This window comes from Chromobacterium sp. Beijing (genome assembly GCF_021496765.1).
Classification (GTDB): Bacteria; Pseudomonadota; Gammaproteobacteria; order Burkholderiales; family Chromobacteriaceae; genus Chromobacterium.
This window is the reverse complement of the sequence record NZ_CP053750.1, coordinates 392,809-407,029: the sequence shown is the minus strand read 5'-3', so window position 1 is coordinate 407,029 and position 14,221 is coordinate 392,809. Positions and strand designations below refer to the sequence as shown.

Below are 14,221 nucleotides of genomic sequence, written 5' to 3'. Positions count from 1 at the left end.
CCTTAAAGTGTTCTGCAATGCCTGCTTTTCCAGGCGCTGATCACCGCCCAGCGCCACAGCAGCCGCGTCAACGCGTAGCCGATCACGGCAAAGGTCAGGCCCAGCGCCGGCAATCCCACCAGCAAGGGCCAGCCCAGCTCCGCCAGCCAATTCAGGCAGGCGTGCCACCAATCCGGCAAGCTCATCCGGTCCCAATTGGGCGGCGGCGTCATTGTACCCGCAGCCGGATTGCCCAGTAAAAGCTTGCCATAAGCATAAGCCAGAAAGTACAGCGGCAATACGGTCAAAGGGTTAGTGTACAGCGTGAACAACACCGCCACCGGCAGATTCACCCGCATCAGCAAAGCCAGCGCCACCGCCGTCACCTTTTGCGTGGGGCCGGGCATCAGGCCGGCGAACAAACCCACCCCCACCCCCATCGCCACCTTGCGGCGGTTCAGCGACCAATACGCCGGCCGGTCCAGGTAAGGCGCCAGCCGGCGCAAGCCGGGCTTCTGAAACCAATGGTGCCGGTAGGCAACCCATTTGCGTACCTTGCGTCTAAACCAAGTCATCTGGAATTTTTTGATCCTTGTGCGCGCGCGTTGCCGTTAAACCACACTCGGCGACGGGTAAAACGCGAAAAGCTTGTCAAAGCCACGTCGATAATTTAAACAAGCGTTTGAATTATTCGCCCAAGCGCAGGGCGAACCCAAACACGACAGACCTGGGCCGGATCGTCCAGGCCGCGCAAACCAACAGGAGAGACCCATGCCTGCATACCAAGCCCCGCTGCGGGATTTCGATTTCGTGCTCCACGAGCTGATCAAGGTACAGGACATCATCCCCACCCTGCCCGGCTACGAAGAAGCCACCCAGGACATTTTCCGCTCTTATCTGGAGGCCGCCGCCCAGTTCTGTGAAAGCGAACTGGCGCCGCTGAACCGCCAGGGCGACGAAGAAGGCTGTCACTACGACAGCACCACCAAATCTGTCACCACCCCGCCCGGCTTCAAGGAAGCCTACCAGCAATACTGTGAACTGGGCTTCCCGGCGCTGGACTGCGACCCAGCCTACGGCGGCCAGGGCATGCCCAAGGCGCTGGGCTTCCCCATCATGGAAATGCAGTGCTCCAGCAACGTGGCCTGGTCCATGTACCCCGGCCTGTCCCACGGCGCGTATTCTGCCATTCATGCCCACGGAACCGAAGCGCAAAAAGCGGCCTACCTGCCCAAACTGGTGGACGGCAGCTGGACCGGCACCATGTGCCTGACCGAACCGCACTGCGGCACCGACCTGGGCCTGCTCAAAACCCGCGCCGAACCCAACGGCGACGGCAGCTACAGCATTACCGGCACCAAGATTTTCATCTCCGCCGGTGAACATGATATGTCCGACAACATCATCCACCTGGTGCTGGCCCGCCTGCCGGACTCGCCCAAGGACGTGAAAGGCATCTCCCTGTTCATCGTGCCCAAATTCCATGACGACGGCAGCCGCAACCCCGTGGCCTGCGGCAGCCTGGAACACAAGATGGGCATCAAGGCCAACGCCACCGCGGTGATCAACCTGGACGGCGCCAAGGGCTATTTGATTGGCGAAGTCAACAAAGGCCTGTCCTGCATGTTCACCATGATGAACGCCGCCCGCCTGGGCTGCGGCATGCAAGGCCTGGGCATAGGCGAAGCCTCCTTCCAGGGCGCGCTGGCCTATGCGCGCGAACGCCTGCAAATGCGCTCGCTCTCCGGCGACAAATGCCCGGACAAGCCGGCGGACCCCATCATCGTCCACCCGGACGTGCGCCGCATGCTGCTCACCCAGAAAGCCTACACCGAGGCCGGCCGCGCGCTGACCAGCTTGCTGGCGCTGCAACTGGACATTGAAGACAAACACCCGGACGCCGACGCCCGCCAGGACGCCGCCGACCTCGTGGCCCTGCTCACCCCGGTGGCCAAAGCCTTCATGACCGACAACGGCTACGAAGCCGCCAACCTGGGCATGCAAGTGTTCGGCGGCCACGGCTACATCCGCGAATGGGGCATGGAACAACTGGTGCGCGACTGCCGCATCTCCCAAATCTACGAAGGCACCAACGGCATCCAGGCCATCGACCTGCTGGGCCGCAAAGTGCTGATGGACCAGGGCCAGAAGCTGCGCAAGTTCACCAAGCAAATCCACAAGTTCTGCCAGGCCAATGAAGGCAACGACAAGCTGGCCGACTACGTGGCCCCGCTGTCCAAGCTGTTGAAAGACGTGGGCGAAGTGACCATGGGCATCGGCATGGCCGGCATGCAGAACCGCGACGAAGCCGGCGCGGCCGCCACCGACTACCTGCGCCTGATCGGCCACCTCAGCTACGCCTGGCTGTGGGCGCGGATGGCGGAAGTGGCTCATTCCAAGCTGGGCGGCGGCGAAGACGGCTTCTACCAGGCCAAGATCCTGACCGGCCGCTTCTATATGAGCAAGCTGTTCCCGGAAGTACACAGCCTGTTGGCCAAGCTCAAGGCCGGCGCCAAGCCGTTGATGGAGTTGCAGGACGAGCACTTCGCGTTCTAAGAACCTGTTCAATGTCTGCTGCGCTTCAGCGATACGACGTTGAAAACAAGCTCAAAATGCTCATGTACCACTTGTACACTCCGCTTTTTCGCTCGTTTTCGCCTTGTCTCGCCCTTGCTCGCGAGACTTTGAACAGGCTCTAAGCCACTTACGATAGTGAAACGGAAACGGCTCCTCGGGGCCGTTTTTCTTTTACCGCCGCCCGTCCCTCACCCAGCCTGGGCTTGAGCCATCACGATAGCGATTCATAAAAAACGAATACAAAGCTAATTATATTTCACTTTTAACGAACAACTGGGCTTCGTAAAATGGCCTCCATGGATACACCGCGCCAACGGCAGCGGAACATTCGCATTCATTCACCCTAATACCAGAGGCCCCACATGATTACCCTGAACGTATTCTTCAACGTCAAAGCCGAAAGCCAACAAGACTTCCTCACCCTGCTCAACACCATGGTGCGGGAATCCAATAAGGAGGCCGGCTGCAACTACTACCAGCTCTGGCAGCAAGCCGGCGAGCCGCTGCGCTACGCGCTGATCGAACTGTGGGACAGCAAGGAGCGCCTGGCCGAACACCAGAAAACACCGCACTGGATCGCCTTCAACGACCGCGTCAACGACTATCTGGACGGACAGTACGACGAGCACCATTACTCCGAACTCGCGCGCTAAGAACCTGTTTACGATCTGCTGCGCGTCGTGAAGTCTTGCACGGTGAGTACAAGCTCAAAATGCTCATGTGCCACTTGTACATTCCGCTGTCTCAGCGGTTTCCGCCTTGTCTCGCTCTTGCGCGCGAGATTTTGAACAGGCTCTAATAACACAGCACAAAACCAAACGGCCCCGAAGGGCCGTTTTTGCATGGTCAACGCACTCAGCGCTGACGACCCCGGCCGCGCTTCTTGCGCCGCTGTTGCTGTTGCGTCTCAGCCAACTGCTCCAGGCACAGATAAAGCTGCTGTACCGCCTCCACATGCTGGGCCAGATCCACCCGCTCCACCGCCAGATTCAGCAGCATCTCCAGATAATTGAAGAAGCCCTTGCACAGGCCGATGCGGTAACTCTTATCGGCAAAATCCATATCGCTGGCAATGCGGAACAACAGCCCACGCGCCGCATGCTGACGGTTGGTCTTCAACAACTGCGCCATGTGCGCCGCGTACTGGCGGCCAATCGCGCAAGCCTCGAAATAATCCTGGGGCTCCGCCGGCTGCCAGTAATGCGGATAGGTGCGGCCCGGCACGCGACGGACAAACGGCAGACGGAGGTCTTTGGCTTCGCTGGAGGGGAAACGGTAGCGGGAACGGCGGGGGTTGGGGAAGTCGGCAAGGTCAAACAAGGAAACAGGAATCGGAGAGAGCTTCTTTGACATGACATTTCTCCTGCAGTCTGTGGAAGTACCGCCACCCCCTTCTCACGGGGGAAGGCAGACCGAACAGAGCGTGAGAAACCAGCGACTGCGAGCTGGCCAACCAGAAGGTTACCCCATCCGGTCCGCCATACAGACGCAACAGGACGCGCGAAATGCACGGATAGTCGCATTTCGCCCGCAGTCGATAAAACAAGGATGGGTTCTCACGCCCAGTGCCGGGATAGAACGGCACGGGGAGATTGTTGCTGAGGGAGGCACGGGGGTCAAGCCTTCAAGTCGGTCTCTCATTAATACATGTACCACCCGCATAATGAGAAAAACAGTTAAGACCCCCTTCACAAACCAACTATTCTTTAGACTTTGGACACAACCGATATCAATCAAAACAAAACGATCATCTTATCATCTAGCTTTTTAGTAACACTCATGAGAAGAGAATTTACACTATAAGGTATGCCTGCATAAAAAAACACAGCCCTCTCCACCATCTTGCAAAAACATATCAAATGATATAACTTATACACAAGTAAAAAATCAACACACCATCCAATCAAAACAAAAAACAATCACTTTCACACTGGAAAAAAATGACTGATTTATATGGATTTGGATTTGGAGGGTACAAAAGCTTTATCAAAACAGAAAAGCTTTATCCATTAAAAAAAATTAACTTTATTATCGGAAAAAACAATTCCGGAAAATCAAATATCATTGATTTTTTACACAAACACCACAATCACTGCATAGACGCTCTAAAAACATCAGGCCACTTTGTTAATGTGAATTCAAATTTTGAGCTATCCTCACTTGAGAAGCCAATCAATATCAATTGTAACTTTTCCTTTTCATACTGCTACCCACTGCAAGACTACGAAGATTCAATATTTCAAAGACACGAAGGCATAGCAAAACATGGCTCAAGCGCAATATTTAAAAACTTCTATCGTCAAGTATTTGAAATAATTGACCAACACATATGGGTAACATACTCAGCAACCCACTTAGATAACCAAACAAAACCTTGCAACATAAAACCTTATAACTCCAACATATGTAGTTCACAGGAGCTCAAAAGGCTTTGGGTAAGTATTACAAGAGCGGGAGGCGGGGACCTACAAAATCATTGGTTTCCTCAAACAGTCGCAGCGTTAACCCCGCCCCTACCAAATAAGAAAAACATAATTTACATACCTGCCATTCGACAAATAGGCGCAGAAGGAACTGACTTTAACGACTACAGTGGCAATGGAATTATAAATCGACTTTCAAAGCTTCAAAACCCTAGAATTGAAAACAGATCAGACAGAGAAATTTTCAACAAAATAAACAAATTTACTCAAGAAGTTTTAGAGAACAGAAGTGCCAAAATAGAAATACCACACGACAACTCCATGATTTTAGTAGACATGGACAACAAAATTTTACCATTAAGCTCTCTTGGCACTGGCGTACATGAGGTTATTATTCTCGCAATTGCAGCAACCATTGAGTCCAACTCAATAATATGCATTGAGGAACCAGAGCTTCACCTACACCCGCACCTACAAAAGAAATTAATTTCTTACCTCTCAACAAACACAAAAAACCAATATATATTCACCACTCACTCTGCACACTTACTCGACTCTACTGACTCGCAAATATTTCACATTAGGAATAATGGGGAAACATCCTCGCTGGAGTCAATAGCATCAACAAAGAAAAAATCCGAGATCTGTGCAGAATTAGGCTACAAAGCCTCCGACATACTTCAAACCAACTGTATTATTTGGGTAGAGGGTCCCTCTGACCGAACATATATAAAACATTGGATATCGATTCACAACCCCAACCTTGTTGAGGGAACACAATACTCCATCATGTTTTACGGTGGAAGACTTGCAAGTCACCTCAGTGGCGAAGACAACGACGAATCAGAAAAGCTAGCAAAAGACTTAATCTCACTTAGATCCATGAATCGCAATGCAGCCATTGTAATTGATAGCGACAAGTCCTCTGCTCACAAACATCTTAACCAAACAAAAAAGAGGCTCAAAACAGAGTTCGAAAATGGATCAGGCCTCACCTGGATTACAGATGGAAGAGAGATTGAAAATTATTTAAATTACGACAGATTAATTACAACAATAAAAAAGAACCATCCGAGCGCCAAGAATTTTGCAAAGAACAGCAAATGGGAAAACTTACTAAACTACAAAAACAACAAGAATATAATCAGGACTGCTTTAAAACAAGAAATTGCACTACAATACATTAGTGACTATCCAAACGAACCATTTAGCCCTGAATTAAAAACCCAAATAGTAGCGCTGTGCCAATTCATTGAAAACTGCAATAGATAAGAAAAACATCTATTTTCAAAACATCCCCTTGAACCCCCATTCCAGCCACAGCCTCACAAACACAACAGCCTCTCAAACGAGAGGCTGTTTCCTATTCAAACACCGCTTAGACCGGTTTCAGCTCCTGCAACGCTTCCAGATGCTCTCAGCCACCCACAGCACGGTTTGCACCGCGCCGGAGGCCGCGCACCAGCCTTGTTCCCACTCTTGCAGCGCGCGTTTGCTGCCATCCAGCAACGCCACAAACTCCGCCTGGATCATGTATGTATCTTGCGACTCTATCTGCGCGACAGATATAGAGGAGATTGCTTCTCCGCCGAAATGGACGTTACCCATGAGTATTTTAAAGGTTTACTTATCGGCCATGAACGAACGTCGGGGAAATAGCGCTAGAGCAGCCAGCCGTAGACAAGTGCTGCTAACAGGATGACAGCCGAGAGTACGCCAGGCACAGTCCATACGTCATTGGGCTGTGTCACGTATGGCTACCATATATGCTCGTAGATATTCCATTGGGCCTTCCGATCACCTATATTGGCTAGGCTTCTTGGGCTCCGTTATCCAGGATATACTGCACTCTGTTATTATTATACAACTGTAGTGCCATCTATTTAAGTTAGACCCAAAGGAGCCGGCCATGCCTGAGAAAAAATGGAAGACATACGAAGAAGTAGCCACGTACCTGCTCAATCAGTTCGCTGAGCATTTCGGGCTCGGCAGATTTGAGGGAAAGCAACTGGTAGCTGGCGACAGCGGAACCAAATGGGAAATAGATGCCAAGGGGTTTGCAACTGACAGAAGTCACTTCATCGTCGTTGAGTGCAAACGCCATACAAAGGCTGGTATCAGTCAAGCAATCACGGCGGCTTTGGCATGGAACATTCAAGACCTTGGGGCGTCAGGGGGAATCCTTGTGTCACCGATTGGGCTTCAAGAGGGAGCAAAGAAGGTTGCCGCGAAATCTGATATCATCGAGGTCGTTTTGAATCAGAATTCAACAACATCGGACTACGTATTAAAGTTTCTGAATCGCGTTTGCTTTGGCTTCTCCGCAAACGTGAAAATCACAGATAGCCTGAAAATCGAGGTCATGGACCAAGGTGAAAACGTCATTGCAGCAAGAGGGATTTGAGTCTAATCCTGCCGTCCACCAGACGCTGCACAACAAAGCTGGGCAGCGCCAGTTAGCTCTACGTTAGGTATCCTCAGACACATGCAACTCGTCTACTCACTAAAGAATGAACTTGCCTCAGACTCCGGACAGGTTGCGACTGCTCAAGCACTCACTCTCGATCTTTCACGCCCGTTTGGCCTTAAAGGAACCTTTGGCCTTTTTGGATCTGATGAATGGTGGCAAAGCATTGAGGCTGGCAGGCTTCAGAAAACAGAACTAGAGGGAGTCATAACCTTGCTAGGCCGCGTGGGGATGCATAACGAATCACCAGCATTTAATGCGCACCTAGATAATGGTGATCACTACACGTACGACACTGTGGCTGACACAAAGAAAGGTGTCAAAAAGTATATCGTTGGAAAGCGCATAAAGATTGTACTCGTCCGAGACCCTTTGAAGAGCCCTCCACCTCTCGCGGAACGCACTCCGAAATTGTTATTGAGATATGGGTAGATGAGTGATAGGTCCAACACCTAACTATTCCGCCGACAGGAGCCATCCACAAACTACACTTGTGGGCTCCCTTCTCCGCTACAGCGCCCCCTCTCGTCAAACTTAAATGTCAGCAAACTGAATTACGGCGGTCATTCATCTTTCCTCTTTGCTACGCCCATGAACGACAGGAACTGGCCGATCACGGTCAGCAACATAATTGCCCACTTAGGCTAAGAAGGTAGCAACGCCCCCTATTCGAAGGGCTTTCTCAAAGCAAAGCAAGAAGACATTGTCGGCCTAGCCACCAACTGACTTTGAGGACTTCATATTTTCTGACTCCAACACCCATCCTTTTTTGTCACCACACACCACCTCTGTGTATGCATCAACTTTGCCGAATAAGGTCTTACCAACCAGGCAGGATGTACCGGCTTGAATCGTGAAGGCCGGCTTGTCTCTTGCATCGTTTACAGCCGCGTAAGCGAAGGTGTCACGGCTTGCGATAGCCTCCACCATTGGATCAGAGCAGCCAGCCAGAATGGCAAGGAATGTCATAAAAAGAGGTCGTTTGATCATTAAGCTTATTTCAACTCCCGCAACGCCTCCGGATGCTGCACTGCCACCCGCAGCAAGGTCTGCGCCGCGCCGGTGGGCATGCGCCGGCCTTGTTCCCACTCCTGCAGCGTGCGCTTGCTGACATCCAGCAATGCGGCAAACTCCGTCTGGCACATGCCCATCCGCGAACGCGCCTGCGCGGCCAGCGTGGGCGTAACCTGGGTGCGCCGGGCAGCCTGGTCCGCCTTCATCTGGCGCATGGATTCCAGCAGTTCCGTTCCCAGATCGCGCTGGGCGTCCCGAGCGGCCCGTTCTTTTTCAGTCGGCATCGATAGTCTCCTTGATCGATCTGAGAGTTTTAGTGCTTTGAAACCTTGCATAGCTACACAGGAAACCGCGTCTCCGATGCGCCCTAGGTCCCTTCAAGCCTGCCGTCGGGTGGCAGGCCCGAGGTTTTAAGCGGCTGCTTTGTTTGAGCGATTTGACGTTAGCAAATTAACACTGAGCGAATCAAAGATTCGCACGTAGTGAGTTCAACCGCGCCTCGGGCCTGACGGGAACCGGCGGGAAGCCGTAGGCCAGGCTTGCAGGGAATTTGGCCGCGCAAATTCCCCCCCAAAAAAAATCAGGAACAGGCTCTTAATGACGCCTCGTAGGCACACAGGCGAGCGGGACAGACCAGTAAGGCGTTCGCCGATTGTGGCGCATCAAACGGAGGCCATAGCGACCTTGACCGTACTGTTAAGGCACATGGGCCGCACACCTTGGGTCCTGGGCATTTGGAAGCCAGGATTCGGTAATAGGTGCAACCATGCTAAGAACTGCGACAAATAACACTGACCAAGCTGCGACAGAGGCTTTCTCTCGTAAGGCTGCTGCTGCGGCTGGCGACCTTGAAAGGCGCGATGCGGCCCAGAAAACGAATGTGAGCAACCCAAGAATGAACGTGGCTAGCGATGTCGTCACGCCATAAGCCAGGGTAAATGAGTTTGTGGGATGACTACACCAATTTTTCGGCGTGTAGAGCCAAACCCCGTAAGGATTTACCGACTTGAACCATGCAGCGAGGCCTACGGCGACGAGAAGTGCAGCCAAGGCAATGAGAGAAGCTATGCGCTGTGAGCGGTACCTAGTCATATGCCCTAACGTGAAAAAAATACACCTGTGCAGGCGTAGATTGGGTTTGTCTGTGTGTAACTCAGCATGATACGCGGTATTTTCTTTGACATCCTTGGATGTGGTCGTGGACTACACCAACATGGCATTGGAGAGGTCCGCTTGGCTGACCAATTCCGTGACCAAGCTGGAATAACCGTTGTCATGCTTGGCGCGGTAGATTTTCTTGTTGATTCTCGGCCCACCGAGCACCGCCGATAAAGACACGCTCGCCCGAGCCCGCAGCCAGGCAGCACACGATGCAAGCATTGCCCATCTCTCTCCACAAGATTTTTCTATAGCACGCCATTTTTCAGCATTATAACCCTGGCTTTGGCGAACAATACCATCGACATACTTCGCCACGGTGTCAGGCGTTGAAGGCGCGACTGACCCTTGCATACCCCAGGTCAGTCTCGCTGGGGATGCCCAAGACACCTATAAGAGTTCGGAATGAGTCCGGAATTTTATATAAAGCAGTCATTGCCATTTGGATCGATGAAAGACTGCTAAGGCCGAGAAGCAGAACCCTCCCTCCAAATCATCATTCAGGCTATAAACTTCCCAGCCCCTCAAAAAACCCCAGCGCCCGTGCATCGCCGGCATAAGCGACATTAATCCGCAGCCAGTCATTGTCCTCGCCGCCGGGCATGAAGCCGCTGCCCGGCGACAACAGGATTCCGCGCTTGGCGGCTTCCGCCTGCATGTCCTCGAAGTTGTGGCGGCCGGTGCGCGCCCAGACGAACATGCCGCCCTGCGGCTCGGCGAACACTTGCCAGCCGTTGGCTTCCAGCGTTTGTAGCGTGGCGGCCATTTGCCGGTTCAGCCGCAGCCGCAGCCTTTGCGTCAGCTTGCGGTAAGCCCCGCTGGACAAGAGCTGGGCCGCCACGCATTCCGCAAAGCGCTGGGTGCCGATGCCGGTGTACATCTTGATATTGGCCAGTTGGCGGATCAGCTCAGGCTGGGCCAGCACATAGCCGACGCGCAGCGAGCAGCTGAGGGTTTTGGAGAAGCTGGACACGTAGATCACCCGCCCCAGCGAATCCAGCGCCGCCAGGCGCACGCCGGGGTGGTTCTGGAAATCCGCGTAGATGTCGTCTTCCACAATCAGGAAGTCATGGGCCTCGGCCAGTTGCAGCAGGCGGTGCGCCACCGCCGGCGTCACGCAGGTGCCGGTGGGGTTATGGAACAGGCTGTTGATGAACAGGCATTTGGGCCGATGCCGGGCGAGGATGGCTTCCAGCGCCGCCAGGTCCGGCCCGTTGCCGGCGCGCGGCACCGCCAGCATTTCTATGCCGTGGAATTTCAGCAGGTTGAACAGATTGTAGTAGCCGGGGCTTTCCACCAGCACGGTGTCGCCGGGCTTGAGCAGCGCACGCGCCAGCAGGTCCAGCGCGTGGCTGCCGCCGTTGGTGGTGAGGATTTGTTCCTGTTCCACATGGATGTCGATCTGGCGCAGCCGCTGTTGCAGTTGCCGGCGCAAGGCGGGCAGGCCCAGCGGGGTGCTGTAGTCGAACAGGTCCGCCGGCTGGCAGCGGGTGATGTGGCGGATGGCGTAGCCCAGTTCTTCCTGGTCCCGCCAGCTGTCCGGCACCCAGCCGCAGCCCAGCTTCAGCTGTTCGCCGCTGTCGCTGAACTGGCCCCAGGCCGGCTCCATGGTTTCCCGCCATTCGCTTTCTTCGCGGCCCGGCGGAGCGGCCACGAAGAAGCCGGCGCCGTGGCGCGATTCCAGCAGGCCCAACGCCACCAGCCGGTCGTAGGCGTCGATCACGCAGGACTGGCTGAGCTGTTGCTCCTTGGCCAGTTGGCGGATGGAGGGCAGCCGGGTGCCGGGGCGGACGCGGCTGCGCCGTATCCAGGCGCGCAGTTGATCGGCGATTTGCTGCGCCAGCGGCTGCCGGCTGGCGCGGTCGAGTTCTAGCCGCATGGCGGGCTCACTGTTTGCTGATAATGAGCAAACAGTTAAGCGCAAATGGCCGCCGCTGTCACTTGTTGCCGTCATGGGTGGGCCGGATAGTGGCGTGTCGCGCGGCCCGCCGCACCCTTTATCCTAGCCAGGCCTCACCTTATGACCGTCCCACTGTCCGCCCACACTGTTTGTCCCACCGTGTCTCTTTTATTCCCGGAGGCGGCATGAACACGCGCCACCCTGCCCGGCTGGCCTTCGGCCTGTGCCTGATCACTTGCGCGGTGAATCTGCAAGCGCCGCTGTACACCGCTTACGCGCAGTTGGCCGGCCAGGGCGCGGCGGCCACCGCCACCGCGTTTTCCGCCTATGTGCTGGGAGTGTTGCCGGTACTGCTGGCGCTGGGCGGCCTGCCGGACCGGCTGGGACGCAAGCCCTTGATCCTGGCGGCGCTGGCGCTGGCGATGCTGGCCACCGCCGTCATGGCCTTGTGGCCGCGGCTGGAGGCCTTGGCCGTGGCGCGCTTTCTGCTGGGCTGCGGCACCGCGCTGGCTTCCGCCGCCGGCGTCGCTTATATGGGGGAATTGATGGCGGAGCCGGACGGCCGCCGCGCCACTTTGTGGGTGACGGCCAGCACCTCGCTGGGCTTTGGCCTGGGCGCGGCGCTGACCAGTGTGTGCCTGCTGTGGCAGAGCACGCTGACGCCGGCCAGCTTCTGGATGCATCTGGTGCTGGCCGGCGCGGCGCTGCTGGCGGTGGCGGGCTTGCCGGACCCGGCCCCGCGCGGCCACCATACGGCGATGCTGCGCCCGCCCTATTTCCCCGCCGGCAGCTTGCCCTTTGGCTGCGCCATCCTGCTGGCCTGGGCGGCGGTGGGGCTGGTGATCGCGCTGCTGCCCTCGGTGCTGGCTGCGCACGGGCTGGCGCGCTGGTCCGGGTTTTCCACCTTCACCGTGATCAGTTGCGGCCTGCTGTTCCAGCCGCTGGCCCGCGCGATGCCGCCGGGCCGCGCGGTGCGCCTGGGCATGCTGGTGCTGCCGCCCAGCTACGCGCTGCTGGCCTGGGGCGCGACCCAGGGTTCGCTGACAGCGGTGTTGCTCGGCGCGCTGGGCGCGAGCAGCTCTTGCTACGGCTTCACTTATCTGGGCGGTTTGTCCGCGGTGAACGCGCTGGCCGGCGCGGAAAAGCCGCGCGCCAGCGCCGGTTTCTTTCTATTGGCCTATATCGGCTTCAGCCTGCCGGTGATTTTTACCGGCCTGCTGCTGGACCGCCTGGGCGCGCCCGCCGCCCTGCTGCTGTTCGGCCTGGCGCTGGCCGCCGGCGCGGCCCTGGTTGCCCGGGCGATTGGGCGGAGCGCGGCGGCAAACGCCGCGCTCCCCGCCATGGCGACGGCCGGCCGGCGCGATTAGCCGCGGGTGACAAGGCCTAAGAACGGGTTCAAAGTCCCGCGCTTCCAGCATGCTATTGACCATAAAGACATTGGCGATAGCATGCGAAGAATGTCCAAAGGGTTTGGCTTTGCAGGCAAGGCATTGCAAATAGCGTCAGCCCACGAATAACGGCTGAAATAAACACTCCCCTGCCACAGGCATTTGCATACCTTTGCGTATCAGTTGGCATTAGGCGCTTTTGCTTTATCAATAACTGGCACTGATGCTCTTATTGTTGCGTATCTTGTAGCCGCCGCCTTCTTCACCCCTGAAAGAATGGGCAAAATCAACAATATAACCTTCAGACAACAACTCTTTTGAAAACACCCTCATTTACCCACTTGTAAGATGGTGCTAGCATGCGTTGTGGCACAGGGGGCACCAATGACTTTAATTCCCTCAAGAAGGGCCGGCCTTCCTTCTGACGAAACCTGGCCCTCCGCCCAAAAGCAACCCAATCATCAAAGCTTAATAAACACTCAGGAATTCAACAATGAAACCCACTCAAACAAATCAAACATCCTGTAGCCCCCTCTTTCAGGAGGACTTCTTTTAAATCACACAATAAAAACCATCATGCCAACCATAGAAAACACATTAAAAAAATCTCCTTTGCTTTACTTTTTTATATTTGCCAGCATAACGCCCATTCTGCTTATCGGAATCGCATCTCAGCTAATGGGGGATTCATCCCTAGCGCCAATCTTCAATTTCTTGTCTCTCAAGCATTTAACGGGTTCTGGCGGCATGGAATCTGAGACGCTAAAGAACACGGCTGCCGTAACTTTCTCGTACATTCGTCTCAGTATCCCAATTTACTTTATCGCAATTATTTTTCTATTTCGTCGGGCTTTTGCTTCCAGCAACTTGGATTTAAGCCATTTCAGCTGGAAACGAGTGACTCTTTCGCTATTCGCCATCGGCGGAATGCTTGCCTTCATGGTGTACATTACTTATTTTGACGGTTCCAACCTTGAGTCTGGCAGGCATATCATTCGAGCAGCCGCCACCAACCCGATACTTTATTCAATCTTGGCGTCATGTCATGTAATGATGTTCTATTTCATTGCGCATTTGACTTTCATTAGTCTTATTTTTCAGCCTATTTACTTGGTAAAAAACCGCTAATTTCTCAACGGCGGGGGTAGTCCAAAAACCTCCGCCAACATCATTCATATGACATATCATCACTGCCCACTCGCCCACTGCAGCCTCCCCCATTCTTCCCCAGCAAAAAATTGATAAGCGCGATAAGCATGATTTGATCTAGCCCAATCCGGCAACTATGTTTCATCAAGAGGCCGCGGCTCTGGCA

Annotated in this window: 13 protein-coding genes; 6 read left to right on the top strand and 7 right to left on the bottom strand. The window is 54.6% G+C overall.

Translation table 11 applies throughout. From position 1 onward, the window contains the following. Positions 1-2 precede the first annotated feature (2 nt). Positions 3-554, bottom strand: a complete 552-nt coding sequence (locus tag HQN78_RS01940; RefSeq protein WP_019100393.1) for a DUF2062 domain-containing protein — start codon at positions 552-554, stop codon at positions 3-5. A gap of 196 nt (positions 555-750) precedes the next feature. Between HQN78_RS01940 and HQN78_RS01935 the strand changes: the two genes are divergently transcribed. After that, entirely contained in the window at positions 751-2,535 is a 1,785-nt protein-coding gene (locus HQN78_RS01935) for an acyl-CoA dehydrogenase C-terminal domain-containing protein (RefSeq protein WP_227104176.1), read from the top strand. 383 nt (positions 2,536-2,918) lie between these two features. Further along, positions 2,919-3,209 (top strand): putative quinol monooxygenase, encoded by a 291-nt coding sequence (locus tag HQN78_RS01930; protein WP_019104322.1) that lies wholly within the window; start codon positions 2,919-2,921, stop codon positions 3,207-3,209. A gap of 202 nt (positions 3,210-3,411) precedes the next feature. On the opposite strand, the gene HQN78_RS01925 is transcribed toward HQN78_RS01930, so the two are convergent. Further along, positions 3,412-3,909, bottom strand: coding sequence for a hypothetical protein (locus HQN78_RS01925; protein ID WP_235087581.1), 498 nt, complete (start codon positions 3,907-3,909; stop codon positions 3,412-3,414). A gap of 587 nt (positions 3,910-4,496) precedes the next feature. On the opposite strand from HQN78_RS01925, the gene HQN78_RS01920 reads away from it, so the two are divergent. After that, positions 4,497-6,251 (top strand): ATP-binding protein, encoded by a 1,755-nt coding sequence (locus HQN78_RS01920; protein WP_235087578.1) that lies wholly within the window; start codon positions 4,497-4,499, stop codon positions 6,249-6,251. 117 nt (positions 6,252-6,368) lie between these two features. Here HQN78_RS01920 and HQN78_RS25400 read toward each other — a convergent pair whose 3' ends face one another. Continuing rightward, entirely contained in the window at positions 6,369-6,494 is a 126-nt protein-coding gene (locus tag HQN78_RS25400; protein WP_255701207.1) for a hypothetical protein, read from the bottom strand. Positions 6,495-6,888: 394 nt separating this feature from the next. Here HQN78_RS25400 and HQN78_RS01915 point away from each other — a divergent pair, with 394 nt between their 5' ends. Continuing rightward, on the top strand, positions 6,889-7,383 hold the full coding sequence (locus HQN78_RS01915; RefSeq protein WP_235087575.1) for a hypothetical protein: 495 nt from the start codon (positions 6,889-6,891) through the stop codon (positions 7,381-7,383). Positions 7,384-8,157: 774 nt separating this feature from the next. Here HQN78_RS01915 and HQN78_RS01910 read toward each other — a convergent pair. The 4 genes from HQN78_RS01910 to HQN78_RS01895 form a co-directional block, all read right to left on the bottom strand. Then, positions 8,158-8,436 carry a hypothetical protein gene (locus HQN78_RS01910; RefSeq protein ID WP_146176664.1) on the bottom strand — a complete coding sequence of 93 codons (279 nt, stop codon included), beginning with the start codon at positions 8,434-8,436 and terminating at the stop codon, positions 8,158-8,160. A 5-nt stretch (positions 8,437-8,441) separates the two neighbouring features. Continuing rightward, entirely contained in the window at positions 8,442-8,744 is a 303-nt protein-coding gene (locus HQN78_RS01905) for a DNA-binding transcriptional regulator (RefSeq protein WP_235087573.1), read from the bottom strand. Between the two features lie 919 nt (positions 8,745-9,663). Beyond that, the gene (locus HQN78_RS01900; RefSeq protein WP_235087570.1) at positions 9,664-9,936 is read right to left on the bottom strand and encodes a hypothetical protein; all 273 of its coding nucleotides are present in this window, start codon (positions 9,934-9,936) and stop codon (positions 9,664-9,666) included. A gap of 187 nt (positions 9,937-10,123) precedes the next feature. Continuing rightward, positions 10,124-11,497, bottom strand: a complete 1,374-nt coding sequence (locus HQN78_RS01895; protein ID WP_235087568.1) for a PLP-dependent aminotransferase family protein — start codon at positions 11,495-11,497, stop codon at positions 10,124-10,126. A gap of 206 nt (positions 11,498-11,703) precedes the next feature. Between HQN78_RS01895 and HQN78_RS01890 the strand changes: the two genes are divergently transcribed. Then, positions 11,704-12,885, top strand: coding sequence for an MFS transporter (locus tag HQN78_RS01890; RefSeq protein ID WP_235087566.1), 1,182 nt, complete (start codon positions 11,704-11,706; stop codon positions 12,883-12,885). Positions 12,886-13,482: 597 nt separating this feature from the next. Beyond that, positions 13,483-14,034, top strand: a complete 552-nt coding sequence (locus tag HQN78_RS01885; protein WP_235087563.1) for a hypothetical protein — start codon at positions 13,483-13,485, stop codon at positions 14,032-14,034. Positions 14,035-14,221 lie beyond the last annotated feature (187 nt).